27 protein-coding genes are annotated in these 24,581 nt (G+C 35.2%); all 27 read right to left on the bottom strand.

Annotation, left to right across the window (positions count from 1 at the left end; genetic code table 11):
* Positions 1–20: 20 nt before the first annotated feature.
* On the bottom strand, positions 21–623 hold the full coding sequence (locus bsdcttw_RS07395; protein WP_185258739.1) for a hypothetical protein: 603 nt from the start codon (positions 621–623) through the stop codon (positions 21–23).
* Between the two features lie 169 nt (positions 624–792).
* Positions 793–1,104 (bottom strand): type II toxin-antitoxin system RelE/ParE family toxin, encoded by a 312-nt coding sequence (locus tag bsdcttw_RS07390; protein ID WP_185258738.1) that lies wholly within the window; start codon positions 1,102–1,104, stop codon positions 793–795.
* Complete coding sequence (locus tag bsdcttw_RS07385) at positions 1,095–1,307, bottom strand: hypothetical protein (RefSeq protein WP_185258737.1); 213 nt, start codon at positions 1,305–1,307, stop codon at positions 1,095–1,097. The genes bsdcttw_RS07390 and bsdcttw_RS07385 overlap by 10 nt, the downstream gene beginning before the upstream one ends.
* Positions 1,308–1,358: 51 nt before the next feature.
* On the bottom strand, positions 1,359–2,219 hold the full coding sequence (locus tag bsdcttw_RS07380; protein WP_185258736.1) for a hypothetical protein: 861 nt from the start codon (positions 2,217–2,219) through the stop codon (positions 1,359–1,361).
* Between the two features lie 514 nt (positions 2,220–2,733).
* The gene (locus tag bsdcttw_RS07375; protein WP_185258735.1) at positions 2,734–3,297 is read right to left on the bottom strand and encodes a hypothetical protein; all 564 of its coding nucleotides are present in this window, start codon (positions 3,295–3,297) and stop codon (positions 2,734–2,736) included.
* Positions 3,288–3,719 (bottom strand): DUF4320 family protein, encoded by a 432-nt coding sequence (locus bsdcttw_RS07370; protein ID WP_185258734.1) that lies wholly within the window; start codon positions 3,717–3,719, stop codon positions 3,288–3,290. Before bsdcttw_RS07370 ends, bsdcttw_RS07375 begins: the two co-directional genes overlap by 10 nt.
* Positions 3,720–3,733: 14 nt before the next feature.
* A complete protein-coding gene (locus bsdcttw_RS07365; RefSeq protein ID WP_185258733.1) occupies positions 3,734–4,597 on the bottom strand; it encodes a secretion protein F in 864 nt (287 codons plus the stop codon).
* A gap of 23 nt (positions 4,598–4,620) precedes the next feature.
* On the bottom strand, positions 4,621–5,550 hold the full coding sequence (locus tag bsdcttw_RS07360; protein WP_185258732.1) for a type II secretion system F family protein: 930 nt from the start codon (positions 5,548–5,550) through the stop codon (positions 4,621–4,623).
* Complete coding sequence (locus bsdcttw_RS07355) at positions 5,550–6,905, bottom strand: ATPase, T2SS/T4P/T4SS family (RefSeq protein ID WP_185258731.1); 1,356 nt, start codon at positions 6,903–6,905, stop codon at positions 5,550–5,552. Before bsdcttw_RS07355 ends, bsdcttw_RS07360 begins: the two co-directional genes overlap by 1 nt.
* 5 nt (positions 6,906–6,910) lie before the next feature.
* On the bottom strand, positions 6,911–7,810 hold the full coding sequence (locus bsdcttw_RS07350) for a hypothetical protein (protein ID WP_185258730.1): 900 nt from the start codon (positions 7,808–7,810) through the stop codon (positions 6,911–6,913).
* A complete protein-coding gene (gene cpaB, locus bsdcttw_RS07345) occupies positions 7,803–8,693 on the bottom strand; it encodes a Flp pilus assembly protein CpaB (RefSeq protein ID WP_185258729.1) in 891 nt (296 codons plus the stop codon). Before cpaB ends, bsdcttw_RS07350 begins: the two co-directional genes overlap by 8 nt.
* 44 nt (positions 8,694–8,737) lie before the next feature.
* Positions 8,738–9,157 (bottom strand): prepilin peptidase, encoded by a 420-nt coding sequence (locus bsdcttw_RS07340; RefSeq protein WP_207726512.1) that lies wholly within the window; start codon positions 9,155–9,157, stop codon positions 8,738–8,740.
* A complete protein-coding gene (locus bsdcttw_RS07335; RefSeq protein WP_185258727.1) occupies positions 9,154–9,483 on the bottom strand; it encodes a hypothetical protein in 330 nt (109 codons plus the stop codon). The genes bsdcttw_RS07340 and bsdcttw_RS07335 overlap by 4 nt, the downstream gene beginning before the upstream one ends.
* Positions 9,484–9,496: 13 nt before the next feature.
* Positions 9,497–9,706 (bottom strand): hypothetical protein, encoded by a 210-nt coding sequence (locus bsdcttw_RS07330; protein WP_185258726.1) that lies wholly within the window; start codon positions 9,704–9,706, stop codon positions 9,497–9,499.
* Between the two features lie 10 nt (positions 9,707–9,716).
* Positions 9,717–10,592: a conjugal transfer protein TrbL family protein gene (locus tag bsdcttw_RS07325; protein WP_207726511.1), complete on the bottom strand. Its 876-nt coding sequence runs from the start codon at positions 10,590–10,592 to the stop codon at positions 9,717–9,719.
* 48 nt (positions 10,593–10,640) lie between these two features.
* Positions 10,641–16,175: an immunoglobulin domain-containing protein gene (locus bsdcttw_RS07320; RefSeq protein WP_185258724.1), complete on the bottom strand. Its 5,535-nt coding sequence runs from the start codon at positions 16,173–16,175 to the stop codon at positions 10,641–10,643.
* Positions 16,176–16,243: 68 nt separating this feature from the next.
* On the bottom strand, positions 16,244–16,492 hold the full coding sequence (locus bsdcttw_RS07315; RefSeq protein ID WP_185258723.1) for a DUF6133 family protein: 249 nt from the start codon (positions 16,490–16,492) through the stop codon (positions 16,244–16,246).
* A 17-nt stretch (positions 16,493–16,509) separates the two neighbouring features.
* The gene (locus bsdcttw_RS07310; protein WP_185258722.1) at positions 16,510–16,869 is read right to left on the bottom strand and encodes a hypothetical protein; all 360 of its coding nucleotides are present in this window, start codon (positions 16,867–16,869) and stop codon (positions 16,510–16,512) included.
* Positions 16,870–16,903: 34 nt separating this feature from the next.
* Entirely contained in the window at positions 16,904–17,218 is a 315-nt protein-coding gene (locus bsdcttw_RS07305; RefSeq protein ID WP_185258721.1) for a hypothetical protein, read from the bottom strand.
* A gap of 18 nt (positions 17,219–17,236) precedes the next feature.
* Positions 17,237–19,543, bottom strand: a complete 2,307-nt coding sequence (locus tag bsdcttw_RS07300) for a VirD4-like conjugal transfer protein, CD1115 family (protein ID WP_225903814.1) — start codon at positions 19,541–19,543, stop codon at positions 17,237–17,239.
* Entirely contained in the window at positions 19,500–20,564 is a 1,065-nt protein-coding gene (locus bsdcttw_RS07295; protein ID WP_185258720.1) for a relaxase/mobilization nuclease domain-containing protein, read from the bottom strand. The genes bsdcttw_RS07300 and bsdcttw_RS07295 overlap by 44 nt, the downstream gene beginning before the upstream one ends.
* Positions 20,565–20,568: 4 nt before the next feature.
* Positions 20,569–21,072: a plasmid mobilization protein gene (locus bsdcttw_RS07290; RefSeq protein WP_185258719.1), complete on the bottom strand. Its 504-nt coding sequence runs from the start codon at positions 21,070–21,072 to the stop codon at positions 20,569–20,571.
* An 18-nt stretch (positions 21,073–21,090) separates the two neighbouring features.
* The gene (locus bsdcttw_RS07285; protein ID WP_185258718.1) at positions 21,091–21,825 is read right to left on the bottom strand and encodes a DUF5688 family protein; all 735 of its coding nucleotides are present in this window, start codon (positions 21,823–21,825) and stop codon (positions 21,091–21,093) included.
* Positions 21,797–22,504, bottom strand: coding sequence for a hypothetical protein (locus tag bsdcttw_RS07280; RefSeq protein WP_185258717.1), 708 nt, complete (start codon positions 22,502–22,504; stop codon positions 21,797–21,799). The genes bsdcttw_RS07285 and bsdcttw_RS07280 overlap by 29 nt, the downstream gene beginning before the upstream one ends.
* A 16-nt stretch (positions 22,505–22,520) precedes the next feature.
* Positions 22,521–22,817 carry a hypothetical protein gene (locus bsdcttw_RS07275; RefSeq protein ID WP_185258716.1) on the bottom strand — a complete coding sequence of 99 codons (297 nt, stop codon included), beginning with the start codon at positions 22,815–22,817 and terminating at the stop codon, positions 22,521–22,523.
* Positions 22,818–23,028: 211 nt separating this feature from the next.
* Positions 23,029–23,391: a hypothetical protein gene (locus tag bsdcttw_RS07270; RefSeq protein WP_207726510.1), complete on the bottom strand. Its 363-nt coding sequence runs from the start codon at positions 23,389–23,391 to the stop codon at positions 23,029–23,031.
* A 130-nt stretch (positions 23,392–23,521) separates the two neighbouring features.
* A complete protein-coding gene (locus bsdcttw_RS07265) occupies positions 23,522–24,544 on the bottom strand; it encodes a DUF3991 and TOPRIM domain-containing protein (protein ID WP_185258714.1) in 1,023 nt (340 codons plus the stop codon).
* Between the last annotated feature and the right edge of the window lie 37 nt (positions 24,545–24,581).

The raw sequence follows: 24,581 nt of genomic DNA, 5'->3' as shown, positions 1-24,581 counted from the left end.
TTCCCCTTTCTAAATGTGTATTAATTCCATTTTCCTACGTGCTCACCACTTGCAGGAACATCACCCTTTACATCTGCTCCTTTTTCTGGCTTTACATCAAAAAATTCAATAGGCCCTTGGTTTTCTCCACCCTTATATTCGTTTTGTTTGCTTTCATCTTTTATAGTTTCAGACGATTCATCAATAGTAACGGATTTTCCATTCGTTATAGCTTTTTCAGTGCTACTTCCTACCGCACTGCTTTTATCATTGCTTTTGTCAAATGAAGTTGATGCATTATCTTTTATTGTTTGATCAGGATCTAGTTTACTGTCTTCATTTCCATTATTGTCTACCGCCGGATTATTAAATGACTTATTCAGATTTACAATGTCATCATAATCAACAAGATTAAGGTCCTGCTTTGTATCTGTATTACTACTTTTTTCAGGCTTAGAAGATTCTTTTACCTTTTCATTATTTTTAGCAGCTAAACTTGTATGCTTGTTGTTAACTGATGTGCTTTTATTTTTATTAAATATTATCAAAGAAGTAATAATCACAGTAGTAATAAGCATTACAGCCACTGCGATAATTGTTAACTTGCTGACTCTTTTACTTTTTATTTCGGATTTTATTTCCATTAATTTAACCTCACTTTCGATAATTTAGCCAATAAACAGCATTAAGGTTAAATATTTCCAATTTAATTATACATCATAATGCTTTGGTTGGCAAGTTTTTTACAGTAATTTCTTAGGAACTAAAATAAAGAACCACCTGTAATAATACAGATGGTTTCAGTAATTAATTTTATATTGACTTATCATCATATCTATTGATAGACCGGATAAAGTACTTTTTCTGATTATAGACCTCATGGATAATTACACTTTTTTCTGTCACCTGATAAACAAGAGTATATTCTTTATAGAACCATTCCCTGTAAGTTTCATCATTCAATTCTGGTATTTTCTTTCCCATCATAGGATTATCAGGTAATTTTCTTGCTTCAGCTCTTAACTCTTCTATAAATGAAAAAGCTCTATCCATATTATCTTCAGCAATGTACTCCCATATAGTATCCAAGTCTTCCACAGCATCTTTTGACCATTCTAATTGCATAATGACCTCTGTGTTTGCTCTCTTTTCTCTGCAAAGTGTGCGGCAAGTTCATCATCTGTCAAGGTGCCTTCTACTTCAACCCGCTCTTTGCTATGCTCCAATCTCAATAACATATACAGACGATTGAGTATTTCTGTTTCACTTGTAATATCATCCGGAACCATTTTTAAATGTTCTAAAACTTTAGCTTTGGCCTCACTCATATTATCGCCTCTCTTTCATAATCAGAGTATAACATAAATCAATGAGATCAATCAATCTTCTTTTATATTACCCTGTTTTAACTGTTTAATAAGATAAATTAGTATTTCTGTTTCATCAGTAATATTGTCTGGAATATTATCCATACAATTTATTATTTTACTTTTTGCATTATTTTCACTACTATAATCATCAATATCATCCCATATATCATGCCTATTATTCCTTTTTAGCCAATATGCTTTTATACTAATGGTAACCATGCTAAAAAGAGATATACACAAAAAGGGTAGTATTAAAAGATATATCTTTGTTAATATGTAATTAAATATAGACGGCAACATATTTCTTATTAATTCACTGTTAGTTGAGAGGGCAACTTCAAGTTCCTGTTCATTCTTATACATTTTTTCTAATGTTTCAAGTGACGGATATGAGCTTAAATATAATGAACTTATATAAGTTCCAGCAGTAAACAATATAGTCAATAACACTGATATTATTTCATTGACTAGTTTAGCCGTTTCACTCTTGGCAACCAAAGAAGTAAAATACCATAATCCAAAATAAACAAGTGTAAATATGAAGACGAATGCTTTATTAAGAAAAAGGTGTTTATAATGCTCTAAATATATGACTAATTCATATACGACCAAGAACACCATAATTATGTTATAGCTAAACAATAGTTTTAACATTTGTCTCACTGAAGAATGCCATTTGTGCACAGGATAATAAGATATAAAAAATAAAAGTAACATAAGTAGTATAATAGCAAAGCCATTAAATTTAAGAAATAGTGAAAGCAATATTCCTCCCAAAGCTGAACCACTGATTATTAAAACTTTCTTCTTATTACAATATAATTTATCAAATACAGCTACCTTGCTCTGACATCTTAATATAAAATACATGAATTTATCTAGACTCTTTATTTTACATCAATCCCTCTTTTTCTTGAAATAATAACATAAATATCCATAATAGGCAAGATGAGGTGAATAAATACCAAACTTCATATTAATTGGAATCAATCCGATATTTATATAAAACCCAAGAATGCATGCAAGTGCTAACATACTGTACCATTGTATTTTATTATCTGAAAAACATGTAATAATTGTTTGTTTTTTAATTTCAGTAACAGCGATTATAACCTTGACTTCTAAACTTAAAATCAATATAATACAAACTCTGAATTCTGATATTGGATTACTGATATACAAGTTAATAATTGGCAATATAAGAACAATCCCCAAAGTAATGATGCTCATTATTTTATAAGAGCGATTTTTCTTCACCAATAAATAATATAGACTCTTTAAACTATACAAGCCTAAAAAGATAATAACTACAATCCACCAGTTATATGCAAAGAAAGCATGTACAAAGTCAAATAGATTTTTAAACGTAAAATTAACCTCCTTCCTAGTATTTTGGTGTATAGGCCGTCTGTATAGACACTGGCAAATTTATATCCATAATCTTAACTCCTGCAAAATGTAAGGGGAGAATTAGTTTAAGCTTTCCTCGAATTTCATATCTTCCTCCAGCATTAACGCTAGAGTTATTTACTTCAACCTGAATATTCTCCAATGTATAATTATCCTTATCATTCTTAATGGCATTATCCACTTCCTTTAACTTGAGGAGATCCCGCAGCTCGTCTTCTACATCACCATAATCATTAATAGCTACCCATTCAGGTACCTCATCTTGGTTTCCTCCTCCAGCCGGTCCGCCATCATAGAAACCTCCAATATTGTATTCTTCTCTGAATCCTGCATATACTTCATTGTAGTTTTCGGCTGCCACCGTAAGAGATGCTCTTTCAAAGCTATCTCTTACTCCATTAGCAATTATTTGCACCCGTAAATATTCAAAAGCTACGGAAATAAGAATCATGACAAAGAGAAAAATCACTACTGCTTCAATGAGTCCGAATCCTTTTTTATCAATTAATTTCCTTTGTAATCTTTTTCTTATTTCCAATATGCATCACTCCTTGCCTGTGCAACACTTTTTACGGTTATAGGAAAACTCCCAAAGGTAAATATCCCAATATCATATTGGGTAGTAACTTTAATGTTGATTTCATTGTCTAATTGAATTTTTTTTGTACCTGAAATAAAATCTGTTCCATCCGTCGCTATAGTTACATTCCCGATCTCACTTTTTACCCGCAACTCTTCTATCATTTCTTGAACGTGGCTGTCATAACAACCTTCAACAGAAACAATTTTACTTACTTGTGTAGCAAATGTATTTAACTGGTTTTTAAGAATAAGAACAGGTAAAAATTTTATTGCAAAGACAATAGCTAGGACAAAAATTAGAATTCCTATAACCATTTCTATGTAGGTTGCGCCTGACCGATCCTTTAGCACCCTAATCAACTTATTTTTCTTGGTCATTGCATTCCTTTCTATTATCTGACCATAACCAAAGTGTATACGGCCAATATAGTACAATACATAACAAGTAGTGACATAAGCAGTAAAAACAAATATTTCTTAATCTTGCCCGGCTGTTTCATCGCAATATTTTCTAAGCGCTGTACTTCAAGGACATCCAAATCATGACTAAGCATATCAAAATAGCTTACATTGTTATCTCCTCTTAAAACGCCTACCAGACCTCGCGTAATGTCTGACAATGCTGGAATCGAAATTCTACTTTCAAAGCGAATCAGAGCGGCTTCATAATTACCTGAACGCATATCTGCTACCGTCTTATCCAATTCTGCTTTCATAGCTTCCCCCGCATTTCTTGTATAGCTCTCCAGTATCGTCAGAACATCTCGGCTACTTACAAGCTCTTGTTTCAAAGTACTGGCGAATCGCGGAAGTTCAAATTCAATACTTTCTCTTTTCTTTTTCAGTTGCTCCTGGACGTCCATATCTCCCTTAAAATAAACAATTACTGCAGCTGCAACAAATACAATGGATAGTATTGGTGCAATCAGAACGCAAGGTATAATACCCAATAATAAAAATATTGGTACTATCAGTGTTTTAGCTTTATAAATTTCGGGTGATTCTGTCTTATTAAGACTTTTGAGATCAGCTTCGAGCTTTTTACGTTTGTAAGAATCCATCCGGATATATCTCGAAAGTTTAACAGCCAATGTTTCAAGAAACACATCGGGTTCCTGAAGTTTCTTATAACGGCTGTGATATACCTGGGCTGCTTTTTCTGCTTTGGCTGAAGCCAAACCAAGTACACTGGTTAATATCGTATAACTTCCATATGCAGTCAAAAGAAAAGTGACTGCTATTGCTGCTATAATCATAGAGTTAGTGCTCCTCCTTTCAATTACCTCTTATATTCAATTGGCTTTGATATCCTAATAACATTAATAGTAGAAATAAATATTACTGTAGCGCAAAGCGCAAGAACCAACTTACCAGCAGTATGGAAAACCAGAATTTCAAACCATGTCCGGTTAATAAAGTACATTAACGGTACATTGGCGACAATCAATAATACCATTGTAATAAACTCCTTAACAGGCGCATAAAGCATAGCATCCAATCTTACACTGACTAGTCGTATATTAGAGAGCTTCTTGACTATTGGAAGTAATGTTGTTTTAAGTGCCCCATCATCCTGGCAGGCAACAACTGCATCGCACCATTCTTCAAAGACGGTATTATCTATTTGCATCTTCATGTTGTACAATAATACTTTGACATCCGGATTTACTAGATTTGCCTGTAGAACAAATTGTTGAAAAACCTCTTTCACCGGATGGTTCAAATAATCCTTATTCTCTTCTATTGCTGTTACGATATTTTCAGAGCGTATGTAGGAGGAAGTAATAATGGATAAAGCTGTTTCTAATTCTTCGTTTTGTTGCTTTTTAAGCCTAATCCCAAGGTATTTGATGTAGATAAATGGAACAGTACACAAACCAGCACACAGTACAGGAACGATAAAAAAATTGGATAACGTAAGTCCAAAAAGCATTCCTACTATGGAAAGAGTAACAGAAAATACACATACTTTTGGGAAATCTTCTTCTTTCCCGTTCAGTTTTAATATATTTCTAGTATCCTCAATCATAAGAGAAAATGTATTTTTCTTACGCTTTCCCTTTGCAAGAAGTATCCGGTTTTTTAAGCTTTCCCTTGCACTAAAAGGTTCTGATAGCTCCTGCATTACTTCTGCAACGTTTAATCTTAACAGATAAAAAATCCCAAGAAGATACAGGGCAAATGACAGAATTCTAATAATCCCCAACATTACTGATTATCTCCTTTCTCTAGAAAACACATCTCGCTTTTCTGAACACCCCTCTTTAAAAGTAACTTAATCAATCGATTACTGATATTATTCTTTTTTACAAATCTTCCGGAATAATGAATATGCCCTTGTTCATCTTTAGTGGATGACTCAATTTCATATTCATACAGAGTAACAATCTTACTATGTCCCTCTTCATCCCACACACATTCAGTTATCTCAGTTATCCTTCTAACATTATCCTCATACTTTTCAACAAATGCTACAATTGGGAAGGCCTTCATAAGGGTTTCTCTTAATGTAGTACTATCAAGATTAACCTTAAGCCGGCAAAGATCTTCCATACGTGAATAAGTTTCTCTGCAGCCATTTGCATGGGTAGTAGTTATCACGGTATGCCCCGTATTAGCTGCTTCCTGTGCAGCAAAACTTTCTTTACCCTTCATCTCCGCAACACATATAACATCCGGATTCATAGTCATGGCTGTCTCAAGCAATTTCTCCTGGTCAATTACCTTTGAAGGATCTTCCGATTTTCTCGTACAGGTATGTACTACATTGTTAAGAACATTCCCATTTTCATCGTAAACTACAAGGTCAAACTCTCTTACATCCTCTTCAATGGTAAAGATACGTTTTTTGTATGGAACCTGCTTTAATAAGTGACTCATTATTGTTGTCTTTCCACATCCGGTCTCTCCTGTAATGCACATAGATACACCATTTCGAAATAGTGTTTCAAGTGTACTGATAATCTCTTCTGTTGCAGTTCCTTTCTGAACAAAATCTGACTTATCAAGGCTTTTTGGATTAACAATTCGGATAGAAGCGGCTAGACCGATACTTTTGTCAACAACACCATCTCCCATGACAGTGATACGTATCTTATTGGATAAATGACCTCTTACAATAGGCCTAGATTTATCTAGTATCATCTTGGATTCTTTATTCAATACTCTTCGGACTATATTTTCACAATGTCTAGGGCCGGAAAAATGTTCGACGCTTTTTGTGGTTCCATTAGAAAAGCTCACTTTTATATCATTCCAGGCATTGATATTTATCTCTTCAATATCTGTCCTATCAGAATCCAAATAAGCATTCAGCACTGAAAATTCCGTCATTTCACTGTATAATTTTTCAATGGTTTCCTCCAGTGATAATTCTTCAGCTTTTAGTTTCCGATCAGTTAGGTATTTTTTTACAGTATTTTTTAACTGCTCTTTGGTCTTATCTGTTTCCTGTTCTGTAATTAACTTGGAGAAATTCTCCGCTACATAACTTTGTACTTCATTAAAAACCTCCATAAAGTTTTTTTCTCGAAAGTCTATTTCATTTAATAAATAATTATCCATTATGATTACAATACCTCCTTTTTCCGGAACTTAAAGGCAGATCGGACAGATTTCAAGTCAGATGCGGCGTTTTTCCCAGATTTCTTATCCTTCTGTACTTTTTCTTTCTTACTTGATTTCTTCCAAAGCGGCTTATCATGTTCTTTATCTTTAGTAAGTTCCACTATTTCTTCATCCATGATAAATGCAATAATCTTATTAAGACCTTCATTGTATTCCTTCATTGCCTTACCTTCCGCTTTCTTAAATAGCTCACCCTCTAACATCTGATTTTCCAAATCTTCTGAATAAGGTAATTCTGCCTGTATACCTCCGAAATGGCTTATTGCAATTTCTTTTGCCTGGCTTCTCTTTCCCTTTGCAAGTACCTTATAGTGCTGGTCAGTTTTGTACCGGCTATCCTTTAAAAGAGCCATGTTTGAGTCAAAGAAAGAAAAGGATTTCATCAATGGTTCATGTAACCTGACTACCTTATCAGCCAGTTCCAAAGATACCATAGTCAATATATTGAAAGCAAATTCCTCCACACAGTCTACTATGATATAATCTGCAAGGCTTTTCAGCTTCACAAAAATATCCAGAATATTTTCTTTGGTATACTCTGGATATGAAAAAACATTCTCACCACTCTTAAAAGCTAACACTGCCAGATGTTTGGAATCCGTAACATTACATGCCTTTAAGATGGTATCCATGCTGCAGTCCGGAGTAGACCACAAATGGCCCATCGTTTGTAGATCCTTTCTAGCAGGCATTAAACAATTAATATCCGGAGCAAGAATATCAGTCAATACAAGTATCGTATCAATCTTTCTTTCAGCAAATTCCGATGCGATTTTTACTGCGGCAGTAGTCTTTCCACACCCCTTGCTTCCCCATACAGAAATTACTTTACCGTTACTCATTCTTATCACCTGCCCCTATAGTATTCTGCCCCGTTTCTGTTGTAGACTTTTCTTCAGCGTTCTGTTTTCCAGATACATTCTGTTCTGTATTTGTGTTAACTTCAGCAGAATTATTATACTGTATTGCCGTATCGGAATTAGAGGAAGAATCATTTTGAAGTTGCTCCTCTATTATCTTTTTCTGTTGTTCTAAAAACACATTCGCCTCCTGATTAGTTCCTCTGAAAACAAGTTCCAAATGTGCTTTCTCCAACTGCTCTATTTGTGCCAGGGCAAGGGCTTGTTTTCTTGTAACCTGTAAAGTGACGGTTAAAGGAAGATTGTCTTCATCATCATTGTTTTTTTTACTGTCACTTTCCTTAATATCCTTCCCTTTTTGTGTTGTACTAGCAAGGACCCTCACATATTGTAGTTCCGGCATAATATTTGTATCTTGTGTGGTGTCGCTTGTTGAAATAACACTTACGATGTCTCCGGGTAATAATTTTCCTGATAGACCAGCTGCAAAGGATTGCAGTGTAATGCTAATAGCTCCATAAGTACCATTCATTCCTTCCAAATACTCCATTCCGGATAGCGGCTCATCCGAAAGCTTGGTTTTTAGAATATTTTCATCTTGATACATGTTGTCAACTGCATACTTTCCAACCACATCTTTTTCTGTATGTAATACATCATCCTGCATATTGTAGCTGCCGACTTCCACCACTTTTACATCGCTCTTACTTATAAGACTTCCCTTTTCAATGAACTTCTCTACCCTAACAACCTTTGTTTTAGCCTCAGAAGCCCTGTTATATAAAGGACTCACAATAAAACATAATAGCAAACCAACAACAATGGCTATTATACCGATAACAGTTTTATTTTTTAAATATTTCATATATCTTCCTTTCATTTGTCAAATTACTATTAAGGGCCATTATTCTATGTTACAGTAGCCCTTAATAGTATGGATAGGAGAAAGCCTGTAGAGAGGAATGGAACCAAGGGTATTTTCCTTTGATATTTGCTCTTTCCCGATCTGTTTTTTGTAAATAAAGCATAAAGAACGGCTACAGATAATCCAGCAACAATGCCAGTATAGGCTGCCGAAAAGCCTAAAAACAGAGTATTGAAAAAGAGATATTTAATATCCCCTCCACCGATACCATCCTTATATAATGTTAAAAGCATAAGCGGTATTGTTATTACTACCGCTCCTAGAAGCTTCTCCAAATTCATGTTTCCGGATAAAATGGTTAACAAGAATAACACAAAGTGAACCCGATTTTCTACTATCATATATTTTCTATCATAAACGGAAGCATAGAAAAGAATCATAAAATATAGCCCTAAAGTAATCACTGCCATTCATCCTGATAGACATAAAAATATTTTTTCTGTACTCTTGCATAATCAAGCATAAACTTGACTTGATCAGCAACTGAGATATTGCAGTTATTCTTTACTATTACAAATACTGTGGCAGTGGGTAATGCAAGCACCTCAAACACGGAAGCAATAATACTCTTAAAGGGAATATAAATCAGAAAGCCAATCGCAAGAGCTATAAAAGTGGCTAGTAGCGTTATAGTGAATTCTTTCTTTCCATATCCATAAAAATACTCTCTCTTTGTCTTAATGCCCTGCGGTATATAAAGACCTTCTTTGTTCTGTTCTTCATCCATCATTTTCACCTCTCTTTCAAAGAAAATACGATTCTGTCAGAATCATCAAAGCCAAACTGCTATTAGCAAATGCTGCATAGATAAGGACATGTAAGATCTTTTTTACATAGGACTCTTTCTCATCTGGGCTTCCCATTAACCTCAAAAGGCAATAAAGGATCCGGAGTGCAGCACCACCATCAGCCAATATAATCAAGAACTCTATTGCATTCAGTAATGTTCTCATTCAGACTCCTTTACTTTACAAAACTTCTTATCATATTAGCGGTATAGGCCGTCGATGTGGCTCTCTGAACAACACCCGGCCCACCGGAATATGCCATAACAAATTCGTTCAGGAACTGCGGAGCTTTTAATGATAACATGATGGCTGCCATTCCAAACATATAATGGCCGTTTATCATCAATGCAAGGGACAATTTCAACATAAAAGTCTGTAATAGCACTGTAAGGAACTCTTGAGAAAACTTTTTGAGGTACGCTTTATATACTCCCCCATCACTGTCCATTAGACCGACACATGCCAGGGGAACGCCAAGCTTTAATACAAAAATTTCAAGCCCATGCTTTATAAACTGCAAATATAGTATGATGTAGCAAATAATATACACTACGGCAAAGATCATCATAATAATTCCATTTAGCAGATACTGGTGCAATACAGAAGTCAGGGAGATGTTATTTAGATCAACATTATTTATAGATCCTAAAATTTGATTCATAAAATCCACAATGATATCTACAGCAAACCCATACAAGCTATTGAAGCTAACGGCCAGTGCAATTGCTTTAAAAAAGCCTGTGAATAGAATAAAGGGATCCATTTCTGAATCCCCATCCGTCCATAAAATATATACATCAAAACCCTTTTTTAAAGCTTTCAACACAATAAAATATAAGCCAAATAACCGAATTACTGTAAATAATGAGTTCAAGTTCATGCCAAGATAACTGGTCATATACTTTTCTGCATTAAATGAAATGTCTGCTATATTTATTAAACTTGTATCAAATGCTTTTAGAGCTTCATTCAGAAGGTGTGAAATAAAACCTTCGAAACCGAAATTAAAAATATTCGATATTGTATCTTTCAATCCATTTACTGAAAACAATTCGCCACCTACTTTCTTCCGGATACCTTCTTACTCAAAATATCCACCCTAAGCAGCTGTTAGATATGTCCAGTACTCCGGATCCGCTGTGCCATCATCTACTCTGACTTTGATATAATAAATGTAGCTACGACCTTCTTGGTCAACAATGGCCAGTATATCGGTATTTCCTTTCTTAAGACCTGTTATTGTACCATACTTCGAAATGTAAGCTATATTTGAATCGGTATTCACATAAGTAATACGAGCATTTTTACTTAAACCACTGATATCAAGCTTTGTACTTGAGTCCTTTTTCAGCTGCTTATACATCATAAGTACTGGACTGTCGCTGGAAGTTTGTAGTTCTTGTGCAATAAAATTCAGTGTTGGTTTACCTTTACCATCTGCAACTGTAACAATTACTTTGTATGTATAATTCGTTTTCCCTTTCACTGTGCATGAGATAACAGCATTACCATAGTTCACCGATGTAATAACACCGGACTTATTGACACTAGCTACTTTTTTATTAGATGAACTGTAACTTACCTTGCCATCAACATTTGCTAGTTGTACCTGGTAGTCATATCCCAGATAAACGGTTTTATACATAGTAAATACGGGTGAAGTAACATTGCTTTTTTCAGTGGATACTTTAAATCCCACTGTTTTATCAACGGTATAATTACCATTCTTATCAATGAATTTCACATAAACACGGAAGTTTTCTTGCTGTTTCGGAATAGTAACTGTATTCCCCTCCACGTCCTTCCAGGTGCCGTCCGGATCAAAGTCCATGCTTTCAGGTACTATCTGGTATTTTATAGCTGCTCTTCCATACTTTCCATAATCTGCACTAAGTTTTAAGGTTATTGCTTTATCGGCCAATGTATTGTAACTATTCTCTGGAGTAAAGCTTCGAGGTTCTTTTAATAAGGATGAAGTTATACTTGTAACAGGTGTTGTGTAATTCTCTTTTTCAATATCAACAGAGCATACATAGATATTGTTTTTATCTGCTACTTTTCTAGCATAGAAGGTGTATTTCATATAACCATCTTTTGTATCAATCAGACCGGCTACTGGTACTCCATTATAGCCAACTGTCATGGCCGCTCCCAAAACTCCGGTGTCCGAATTAAGTCCATTATCAAAAAAGGTATACAGACCGGTGTAGCTTTCTGTTACGGGTGATAAGGAATCAGACCAAATGGCATTTTTTGAAAGAGAAGAAGATAGCTCCCAGCCGTTCTGTGCCACAACATCTGTATTAACACCATTCTTAATAACAGGATTAGTGACAACCTCATTTACATTATCAGGGTTTACTTCTTTAATTATTGTACTAGGAACAGAAGGATCAGCTATTGTATCCGTTCCACCTTCACCAGAACTACCAGGTACAACAACCGTTACCGGATTGTTTTTCAAATCTTCCAACTGTTGTTTGAGCTTCTCTATATTGTCGTATGCATTAGTCAATTCGTCATTTAGCTTATTAATATCATCTTTTAGCTTGTTGACTTCATCCTGGTTGCCGCTACTATTCTGTAAATCCTGAATCTGTTTTAACAGATCAATAATCTGAGCATTTTTTGCAGCCAGCTGAATTGTAAGGTCATTAATTAGGGCATCCTTTACATTCAATTGCCCAGTTAAATCATTTACCTTCGTATTCAGTATGTTAATCTGCTGTGTCAGAGAGTTAACCTGTTGTGTAAGTTCAGCGACAATATCATTTCCACCTGTAAGTGAATCTATCGTATCCTGCAAGGACTGCACTTGATTCTGGAGGTTGTTAATTTGCGTATTTTTTCCAGCAATTTCAGTATCTTTTTGTGCTATCAAAGCAAGTAATTCTGTTATCTGAGCATCTTTATCCCCCAACTGCCCAGTCAATACATCAATTTGATGTTGTAACGATGTCAGCTGCGTGTTCACTGTGTCTAATTGCGAATTTAGGCTGGAATTCAGGGCATTGGCTTCATTTAGATCAGCGGTTATATCCGTCTGTTTATTTTTAATATCTTGTATTTTCTCTAGCAGGTTATTCCCTTCATACTCTGATAACTCAGACAGAGCATTATTAATCTGATTCTGAAGATTGACAATGGTACTATTCATGCTTGATATTTGAGTATTCAAGTCAGCAATAGTTGTATTGGATATAGTCAAATGATTGTTTAGGCTCGTCAGATCTCCCTGAAGAACAGTTATCTGATTAATAAGAGAATCTTTATCACTGTCAGCTTGTCCGAGCTGTGTTTGTAAATCTGTTATCTGTCCATTCAAAGTATCTACTTGTGTCTGAAGCGCATTGCTTTTAGCTATCTCCAAAGTCAAGCTGCTTTGTAAGGCAGTAATTTGATTTTCTGCGGCCTGTAACTGCTGACTCAAGGAACTATTCTCTCCCTGCAGGCTTAGGATTAAATTGTTTAAATCAGTGATTTGTGTGAGCAGAGAGTTTTTGTCCTGTACTAAAGTTGTAAGGGCATTCTTGAGTTCACTGTTTTCCTGTAGGATTTTATTTATTTTATCCTGAAGAACGGTACCTTCATATTCAGACAGGCTATCCAATGCATTATTAACCGCTGTCTGGAGATTTGTAATTGTAGTATTCAGATTACTAATCTGTACATTAAGCGAAACAATCTGAGAATCCTTTTGGTTTATTTGTGTAGTCAAATTATTAACCTGGGTATTTAGGGTACTAATCTGTTGTAGCAATTCAACATTGTCCGATCCAGTATTGTCAAGCTGATGTTGTAAATCCACTATTTGAGCCTGCAAAGTATTAACTTGACCTTCTAAATTCGTATTCTGTGTGGTCAGTGCATTTACCTGTCCCTGTAAAATAATAATCTGAAGAAGTGCAGAATCAAGTTTCGATGACAAATCATGATTTTCATTCGTTAAATCTATAATTTTCTGCTGTAAATTAGTAATAGTATTATTAGCAGTATCTAATTGAGTCTGAAGAGAATCACGTTCTGAGGTTAATGTAGTTACTTGAGATACCAGATTATTAATCTGTATCGTCATATCACTTATCTGTACATTTAATGAATCAATCTGATTTTGTAGTTCCTCATTATCATGTTCACTTGCATCCAACAGTGACTGTAAATAGGTTACCTGGTTATCCTTATTTGTAATTTCTGTATTCAAATCATTAATAGTGATTTGAAGTGCTGCCTTTTCTGTATTTGCATTATCCAGGTCTCCCTGCAGTTTACCTTTTTGAATGATTAAGGCATTGACTTGGTCTTGAAGGTTCGATACATTGCCACTTAAGTCATTTATTTGACCATTCAGAGCTGTTATCTGATTGTTCAAATTATTTATCTGGCCTGTAAGTGTATCAATCATATCCTGTAAATCAGATAAACTTTCATTTGCAGTATTGATCTGTGTTTGCAAAGTATTAACTTGAGTAGTCAAGTTATTAACCGTATCCTGAAGTTCAGAAACATTACCCGAAAGTGGATTTGGTACAACTGTCAATGTAATCGGATTAGATGTTATAGCTTCACTATCTTTCTTCAAAATACAAGTATATGTAGCCTCATCTGATTGCTTAACGGTACTAATATTATATTTTGATGAAGTAGCTCCATTAATATTTACACCATCTTTTTGCCATTGATAACTAACTCCCTCGGTTATGTTCGGTACTACATAGAATTCCGTTGTTGAATCTTCTGTAACAGTCTTATTTCCTGACTGAGCTAGGATGTTCAAAGACATTGCATTCGTACTATCTACAACGGATACTGCTATTGGTGAAGAGGTTGTAGTTCCTAATCCATCTTCCGATACATTACATGTATAGGTTCCAATGTCTGCATCATTCGGATTTGAAAAGGTTAGTACATTATTAGTTTCCCCCGTTAAAGGACTACCATCTTTATACCATTGCATCTGCAATGTATCATTTGCATTAACAGGCTTTGCATTAACAAATATGGTTCCCTGGCTTCCCTTTATCAGCGATACATTTCCAGCAGATTGGGATACAATTTTAGGTTTTAGCTCTATTAGACTACCTGCATTTCCAGATTCATCTTTCGTTACTGAATACAATTTACCATTATACTTCAGATATATCGTACCAATTCCATCTGGAAAAACCACCTTGAACTGACAGTTCGAATCTGTGGTCACTGGTGTCCAAGTGCTCTTATCAAAAGAATAGCTTATTTGTGTGTTAGCATATGGACTGAAAGTAATTGTTGTTGGCTGTATAAGAATGGAAGGCTCATTTGAAGTGGTATCGTTAGTAGTTATGGCTGCATAATCGAGCTTGTAACCTCCAAAATTAGCTGTCCCCGTTTCGTCTGTGGCCTGAAACAATAGATTAGTGCTATTTTTCGGAACAAAAGGATATAAATATCCATTTGTATCAGATAGCAATTTAGAAATATGCCCATCTGGAAAGGTTACAAGAAAATAGGTATTCGGGTTATCCCTAAATCTTACTTTCTTTAAAAAGACATCATTTGCATTGTCATCTGTTGGTGTTGAATCTAGTACCCAACCTTCGCCCGCATCATTGAAACTGCTGTGGTTTATTTTATAAGTTCCAATTAAAAAATTCGAAGTCGCTATTGTGGTATTTGCCAATGTACTGTCGATTAAATTAAATAAGCTTGCACTAAAGTTTGACCAAAAATTGATTATTACTACATTCTTAAAAGTAGCCTTATTTTGATTAATTCCCCCAAAATAGTTAAAATATGAATTTTCTACTGTTATACTGGAAGTTTGTGAATTTTGTATATAGCAACTATCAATTTCTGAATTGCTAATAAATGTATTAATTGTTGTAGTGGAACTACTGTTTGCCCTTATTACTACAAGATGATTTGCAATAACATTATTTATTGTCAAGTTATTATTACTAAACAATCTTATTGATTCATTGCTAACCAAAGTCTTACTCTCAGTGAGTTTAATATTGTTCATATCAAAAGTGCCTAATGTTTGTACTCCCGACTCCAAAGACATACAGTTAATATTTAAATTATTTAGTGACACGCTTCCGATATATTTCAGTGGATTACTGCTATAACCCATGACGTAATCAGCTGTTAAAAAAGAGGTTGCCTTATCCAAACCAACTACTTCTAATTTTGTTGTATTAGACGTAGAAGTATTTGAGACGTAAACTAACCCACAAGAAGATGCATTTTTCGCTTTAACATTACCTACTATTACCAGCTTGCACCCGATACTTGATTGTATATTAATATAACCTGACCACTCGGTCTCTAGTAAATAAATTGTTGGTACATAATTTACATTAGTTATTGTTATTGTATTTGCACTACTTCCTTGTCCTTTAATAACATATGCATCACTTGATGCATCCCAGCTCTCTGTAGCACCATTTGTCTGAGTATACCCCGTATCAGAAATGGTTATATTACCAGTATTGATATTTAACTGCTTAACATACTGATGATTTAAGGTATATTGTGTTCCACTTGCACCTGTAACGACTGCACCTGTTGCTGCATTAACTGTCATCTGCATGGGCTGAAAAATTATGGCAACTAGTAAGATAATTACCATTAATTGTTTTATATTTTTATTCTTCATTCCAGTTCCTTTCTTTTATATTATTCATAGTACGGTACCAGATAAGTATTGGTACCGTACTGTTGCTCTTAAGCGGAGAAATTGAAAAAGTCTTGTACCTTTGTCCCCACTGACGGTATGATTACGTTTTTGAAAAGCAGATAAATACCCCCCATAAACAAAGCACCTATAACAAGTCCAATAATATACTTAAGAGCTTCTTCGAGGAAGTTTCCGTTATTCTCTGATAACTTATTGATAGCTGCCTCAACTACCTTTGCAGCTTTAACTTTAAAAGCTATTATTTTTTTCTGTGTAAATTCATTAAATTTTCTCATATCGTTATCCTCCAATTTTATTTAAAATATCCTGTAAAAAGATTAATGGAACTTGAAACGAGTACCGCACCAACAACACATATGCCGGTTATTGTCAACCTTTTATTCCATTGCTTTTGATCCTGCTCATCTGCAGCATTTTTTCGAATGAGGAAATAAAGTGCAGTTAGACCGCCAAATACAGGTGAAAGAACTAATAAGAATAGGGAAGCATCATTGAACAATCTAATCAATCCCTTTCCTCCCTGGCTATCAGCTATTGGGTTTGACGCTTTAACAATCACGCTATTACTCAATAAAAAAAGTAAAGTCAATAGATAAGTGACTTTACTTCTTAATTTCTTTCGGCTTAAATGAGCCATATTCAGTTTTTTCATGTTGCTTAATACTCCTTTTCTAAAGTAATACCTTCTAATCTCTATCTGGCTCCACTCCTAACATCAAGTCTTGCCATCGCTCAAAATCTTCGGGGTCCATAAATCCATTAAAAACATAAGGATCTGGTTCTCCCTCTATACCATAAGGCCTTTCATACCATATACTATTATCAGGAAGTCTTTCCGGTTTTGGATACCTCACTGTTTCCTGCATCACCTCCTTAACTATTTCCAGACCTACGATAGCAGAGTAGTAATCAAAAAATACTTTGTCTCCATATTGAGAGTTCATATTCATAATATCTCTACAGAGTGCGGAAATTATTGCTATCTTATCGCTATCAATCATATTGTCCCTCCGAAATTCTTAAGTATCAAAAAACTGTCCTGCCTGTGCTGCAGCCATCTGCTCTGCCATTTCTTTCATCATTTTAGCTGATTTTTCTTTTTGTTCTTTTACCAGTAAAATCTTATATTCATCCCAAATACCCCAAAGCTCAAGCTTATGTGATACACTTCTTATTGTTCTGATATTATCTCTTGCCATGCGAACTCTTCTGTTATGTTCCTCATTGCCTAATCCCAAAAGTTCATTAAAATACCAACTAGATAAATCCGGAGAATATAAAATAGCCGGATCATTGCGGCTAGTTACAAGTGAATATGGCCTTTTGATTTTTTTAATTTCATCCGTTGTTAATAGCTCCCTCCCGGTTAGGCTAACATTATGGGAAGAGCTAGGATTACTGAATTTCTGATGATTAGCGCTGAGGGAGTAAGTACTAATAGTGTATTTACCCAGTTTTTTAGACAAGCCCTCTAATGTGTCGGGATCGTCTGTCTGCAGGTATATCCAGTTTTCACAGTTGCTTCGGATAATCTTGCCTTGTGTGGGTTCATAAACGTCATCAACCTGATTATAATCCTGAACAAAGAGGTTAAAACGTATTCCCTTACCTCCACCAACTGTCTGCATAGTAGTAAAGTTAGGAATTTTAGCAAAGTTACCATACTCATCTAAAAGATAATTGACCCTACGTTTTAATCGCCCTCCTCTTAAATCAGCTGCTCGACTTAACAGCTGGTATTGCTGTGTAACATACAATGTAGCTAAGGAATAGTAGGTTTTTCTGTCATCGGGTAATATAATAAATATGGCTGTCTTCCCATCTCCAACTTTCATAGGATCATAATCAGTTGTAGACGTCATATCTGCTATCAGCGGATTCGTAAATAATTTTAAAGTCATTAAGGCAGATGTATAGAAGCTACCTCTTGTTCTGGATGGTGCAATATCGGCTACGGCAAGTAATCCTTTAGAGGGGTGTTCATAAGGCAGATCCTGTACATATTTTGATATAGGAAGCACAAGTTCTTTACCAACCTGAACAGGAGTGCACATTTGGCTTAAAAAATAATAAACATTGGTTAAATTTCGGTATATATGATTTTCAGGTGACCTGTTATCATAAACAACTGCCATAGTACAGGCAGCAATAGTTGAGGCTTCACCATCGTTCCAAAGTCGTTCACCTTTAGGTTCGCCTACGAGCTGTGATACCAAATCCCATGTGGCATCAATGGCACCAGGAATATCATCATCATCCACCCTATCAATAATAGGTTGTAGATAATTAAACCTTGTACTTTTTCTGGGATTCTTAAAATCAATAGTTATTGTATTATATCCTAACAGCTCCAGTATTTTTTTATAGTAGTAATATGATTCTGCCTTTGGATCCGTTACTATAATACTTTCTCCTGCTAAAAGCAATGAACCAATCGTTTGCATTACAACAGTTCTTCCTTTACCAGCTCGTGTTGCTCCAAGTACCAGTGTATGTACATCCTTAAGAATAGTATAAATTACTTCTTTTGATTCCACTTTACCGGATACAAGTTCTATAAGGCTGCGGATTACATTGCTTTCATTAGGCTCCTTTTTTCCTAATACAACCCCACCTTTCTGTGGAGCAAATTTATTTAACTCCCCTTTCCTAATTCTTTTCTTTATATCATCATAAGCTTCTGGATTGCTCACTTCTTTAATGATCTTATCTTGATCCACCAGCTCATGTTGTTTTAGGTCGATGATTGCTTCAAGCTCTTTAACACGGTTCAAATCATCTTCTTGATCTTTTTCCATTGTTAATTCATCAATTTCTGCCTCTACTTTTTCTATACGTTTGAGTTCATATTTAATATCATTAAGGCTCGCTTCTGCAATCTGCTTTAAAAGTTTATTACTGTGATCTAGGGTAAAATTATCAAAAGCTGTATCAAAGTTACTTGATTTTAACCACTTTGCATTACCACATTGCCCCTGCCCTGCAGGCGCTGGAGTTGAGATATCCGGAGTAACAAATATTTGCTTGCTTTGATAATCTTTACTATCCTGCAACACTGTTACTATTACAAACATTATGATACCTGTAAGTAGAATTAAAAAAAGCTTCCCTGCATTTTTACTGGAAGCTACATAATTAATAATATATAGAAGATCCTCATTTTTTAGCTTTTTCTTTAGCAGCACACTATCAAAGAAAGCGGAGAAGTATAAAGCTGCTATTGAGAATACAAGGATTAAAAAACTATAGGGAATCCATTTCTTTTTATTCACTGTAATCTCCTTATTCTCTTTCCCAATCCAGGCCTTTTCCTTTCTGTGATTCAATAGCTCTATCTCTTAATGCTTGCCCTTCAACATAAAAAGGTTTAAAGGCTACATTATTTTGAAATGGGTATTGATTATTGTAATCATGTGTCAGAGTATTGGCCAACTTAAATAACTGGCTCCTTAACATAGATTGCTCCACTTGGATACTATGATTTTTATTTTCCTCTACCTGACGGTTGATGGCGAATTGCTTTTCAAGTGCTTCTTTTGTAAGGGGCGTAAAATTTCTGGACGGAAAGCCCAATTTATCTGAGTTGATTTTTTTACCATCCCAATTAGTAAAAGTAATATCCTTCCGGCTATCTTCCCAACGAACTTCATATCCAAACTGCTTCATTAGGTCGATAAATTCTTCACGATTACGAGATACTCTTTTTGTAGCCATTCCAGTGTAGAGGGTTTCTGCCTTCCAACTCCGGCCATCCTTTATAGCACGGTATTCACCATGCAAAACTGGCTCATGTAAGCGATTCTCCGTTCTACTCTTGGGTATCCGGTTTCTCTCCATTTTAGGCAGTATAGAGAGATTATTTTCTCGACACAACTCATTGCTCCAATCCTTAATACACTGAAGGTCATTCTTTGAGATATGCCACCTTAGTCCTGTTTCATAATTTACCGAGTTAATTGCAAAGTGCGTATGAATATGCTTCTGATCCGTATGCACTGCATAAACAATCTGAAATCTCTCAAACAATTTATGCGTAAGTAATTTATCTGCAATCTCTTTTGCAAGTTCCGGAGTAATTTCTTCTATCTTAAAGCTCTGTGTAAAATGAATAACTTCTTCTGATTTTGAAATTGCTCCTTCAGGTAATTTACCATGAATTGCTTTTGTCAAGACAAACTCCTCAAAGGCTGTTTTGGGATTACATAATAGGCCTCCCATTAGCTCTTCTCTCGTTTTACTTTCCTGTAGAATATAATTTATCAGCCGTCTTACACTTCCAAGCGTTTTATAGGTAAGCTTTTCACCTTTTTTATTCTTTCTTCTATTAAAAAAAGCAATGATTGCCATAATGTCACCTGCCTGGTTTAATTCTTTGGTTTATTTTCACAAGCTCTTGATACAGCCTGCTTAAACACTCCTTTGTCTCCGTAATATCCGGTGTCTGTATTAATCCTTGATGGCAGAGCATAGTCAGCTGATTCAAATTGTTACCTATTTTATTCAGTTCTTTGCTAAAATCCTTTAAATCATTTATCACAATAATTTGCTTATCTTGGCAGCAAAGTCGAACAAACCGGCTGAAGTTTTTTATGCCAGAAGTCTTCCATTTTTCAACAATAGCTTTCTTCTCAATTTCGTTAACTCTTATGTGAATATTCCGCGAATCGCTATTTATAACTGTATTAAGCATTGCTGGCGATTGTAATGGAACCTCTCCATTCAGACAACAAGCAAGCACATATTCACCTTCTTTTATAAATCCTGCTTCCTTTGCTTTGCGCTGAATAATTACTTTTTGCTCTGGTGTGACTCTGGATTCAATCCTTTTTGTTTTAGTACTGATTTGCTTTTCCATGATGATCACCAGCTCGATTTAAGGTTCCAGGTCTAAGTCATTTTCTTGATTGTCGTATCCTCTTAAAAAAACATCTACAAACTCTTTATTCGCTGTAGCTGCCTGATCAATAACTTTCTCAATACACTTCTTATCTTTATCAAACATATAAACATAATCTGAAAGCCTATCTTTAGGATCTACCTGTTCTTGATTAACTGACCTTACCATAAGTTCAAGCTGCCTTACGTTTATCTTACCATTGTCAGCTAGTAGAATTACTTCATCAACTGATGATGGAAGTATATAAATACTGGAACCAAACTTTTCTGAAAGTTTTTCAAGCAAACCAGGATAGACTAAAGAGGAAGCCCCATTGCTATTGTGTTCGTTAGTTAGTACATACATGGTCATGTCAGCTGAAAATCCTTTATCTATTTTAAACTCATCAATTGTAACTAACGAATTGCGTAGTACCTGATCCATGTTACCTACTCTCGCCGGATAAAATCTCATAGTGTTTTTTACAGCCAACTCATGTAATTCGTTCAAACTAAACCCAAGTCCATTCATCGTCTGATTATTAATTAAAGCAGAATGGATTCCTTCAGAATCTTTCATAGCAACCATCCTATATGTAATAAGCAGATTATTTTGTAGCTTATATGGATGGGATTTCATCAACTCTTTATTCCCTTCCTGGTTCACTAATCGTAAAATAATATTGTTTTTCATGTCATCCATATTAAATTGTTTTGTAATTTCTTTTGTCATTTAGTCGCTCACCCTTTCTTGATCGTTGTTTGTTTCGTACATTCTCTCTCTTTAGATCAGCTTTTTTAGCACGCATCTGCTCGATTGATAAATTGTAATCCGCATATTGTGAAACCTCTAATCCCTGAAGCAAACCATCTATTATTTCTGCCATTTGTGCCTGCTTAAATCTTGGATCATCAAAAATATGTACATCCAACTTTTTTTCATAGCCAACTCTTATTTGATGAATTTGATTGTGATTGTGTGTGTTCAGATAGCTTGTCAAATCAAACCCTTCCTCTAAACCCACTCTTACTTCAAGCATCTTCCACTCATTGTTTACAGAAGAAGAATAAGATTGATAACGAATACCAGAAACCATACCCAGATAAATTTGCTCTCTCTGTTTAAAGTTTAAGTCTCTGTCCAAAAGCAACCCGACATCAAATCCTTGTTCCATAGCCTTGCGTATAATAGCCATATCCTTTGAATGTAAAAATCGGTCAGAATAACAGGTTATATCCAACCCATGTTCCAGACCGATCCGTAATTCACGTATTTGAGCATGATGATAGTAGCTTTTGGCAATCTTACTTATATCAATCTCTGAAAGGATTCCAATCATGATTTCATCCAATTGTTTTTCATTAAATTCATCTCGAAGCAACTCCCCTATTTTGAAGTTGTTCTTATCCAAATATTCTTTACCTCCTCTAATGATCTGGTTCTAAAAATTTTATTGCTTTTAAGGTGGGATCATATTGTTCCAATTTCTTATCCCGTAACGTTTCGGCTTGCTCTGCATATCTTTCAGCCTTATCACACAATTTTTTTATAGTTGAAACATCAGTTTCGTTAATTAGAATTTCAATTACAGCTGTATTACCACCATAAGCAGTTCCTATAAGATAATAACTTGGTAGTTCACCACCATAGCAACTACAAACTACTTCGAAAAATTCACAATCAATTTCTACATTTTCAAATTTATCAGTAAATATAATCCCCATAAAACTCCTTCCTTTTTTATACTCACTGTTTCAGTAATTTTTATAGTACTTCCTTTACTGTTACAAGAGGGTGTGGGATTCTTCCCACTTCTGGGGTTCGGGTCTCCCGACAAGATCTCTTTGTGTGACAACAGTCACACAAAGGGGAATCTTGCCAGTTATACACCTATGGTGAGTTACCCTCCCTTCGAGGGGCGATATGGAAAAAGAATCAAGGTTCTTGATTGTAACCCATATCCTGACCATCATTTTCTGCGGCATAATCCTGTTCTTCTTCAAAGTCTTTAATAACTTCTTTTAAACACAGAAGTTTGAAAAATTGCCTAGCATCAACATCTAATAATTCCGGATGTTCTGCTATAATAAGTAACTCTGCTGCACTCTCTTTGCTATGAGGTAGAAATTTCACTGGTATTTCTGTTAATCCCGATATACTCTCAAGAAGATTACCTTTATGAACTAAAATATTATTTAGCCATTCAATAGCCCTCTTCGTTTTAATACTTAAAACAATGGAGTCTGTATTTTCCAGGAACGTTTTAATCCCTAAATCTTTAACCAGGGTATCTATCAAAACTTTCTCATTTCCTGCAGCTCCTATCAACCGTAATAGCGCATTTGAATTCATCCTAGAAACAGTGCAAAACACTTCTCCTTTCCATAAAAACTACATACAAAATTTTAATGCGGTTCATTATTATAACTCAAGCCGGCTCACATCCTTGGCTCAGTTCATTTTCTTCTAACTGCTGAGACTGCAATTGTTCAGCTCTCTTAAAGTTAATAGCAGCCAAGTCTGCTTTCAAAACTTCATTAAAATCTTTTTTCTTGAACGATATCCTTTTTATTTGATACTTTTCAGAATAGTTCTTATATATACTATTGCATGCTTCATTTCCTGCCTTATCATTATCCAAGCCCAGTTGAATTGTTTTTATCTCCGGATGATCATGCAGGTACTGCTTCAATGCAACATCACTTACGCCACCTAATGACAGTATGTGATCGTCTCTTATAAGATGCTGCACTCCATGATAACGATAAATTGACATAAAACTTAGCAGATCAATTGGAGCTTCTACTATCGTTAATCTGTCATTCGTTCCAATCTTTGCAAATCCAAACCTTTTATCAGATCCGGATGCCTCTCCCTTAAAAGGTTCGCCGGCTGTATTAGTACTCCTGATAGACGCATACTTTTCTGTACCATTTTTGTCAGTACCTATAAATACACAACTTCTTTTACTGTTTTCGTAAATAAGCTTTTTGTCTACAAATTCTTTAACAACTTCCTGATGAATCTTACGAGTTTGTACCAAGTATGCAAAGATATGCCGGTAGGTATCATTTTTTTCAGGCATAACCAGCACCTTGTTATCATGTTCAGAGTTGGTCTTAGTGGGTACATGATGGCTATAAGAGCTTTCACCATTAAGTAGTTCTGCCATGGCCTCCTGCCAAGTTACACCGTCCAAGTACATTATTAATTGTATAGGGCCTCCACCTATATAGGCGGTGTGACAATACCATCGATTACCGAGCTTATCAATTGATAGCCCACCTTGGCCCTTAATCTCCGCCCAACGCCCCTTCTCTTTAACTTCATATTTCTTATCTCTTGCAATGTCCACTATACTCACCGAGTTTGCCTTTGCAATATCTTCATCACTGTAGATGAAATAATTAATCGGTACTCCTTCTCTTGTATAACGTACTTTATTTTCCATATAATCACCTCATCAAAAAAGAGTAACAGCATAAGCC

The organism is Anaerocolumna chitinilytica (assembly GCF_014218355.1).
Lineage (GTDB): Bacteria > Bacillota > Clostridia > Lachnospirales > Lachnospiraceae > Anaerocolumna > Anaerocolumna chitinilytica.
The sequence above is the reverse complement of the archived record's forward strand: the minus strand, read 5'-3'. Positions and strand labels throughout refer to the sequence as shown.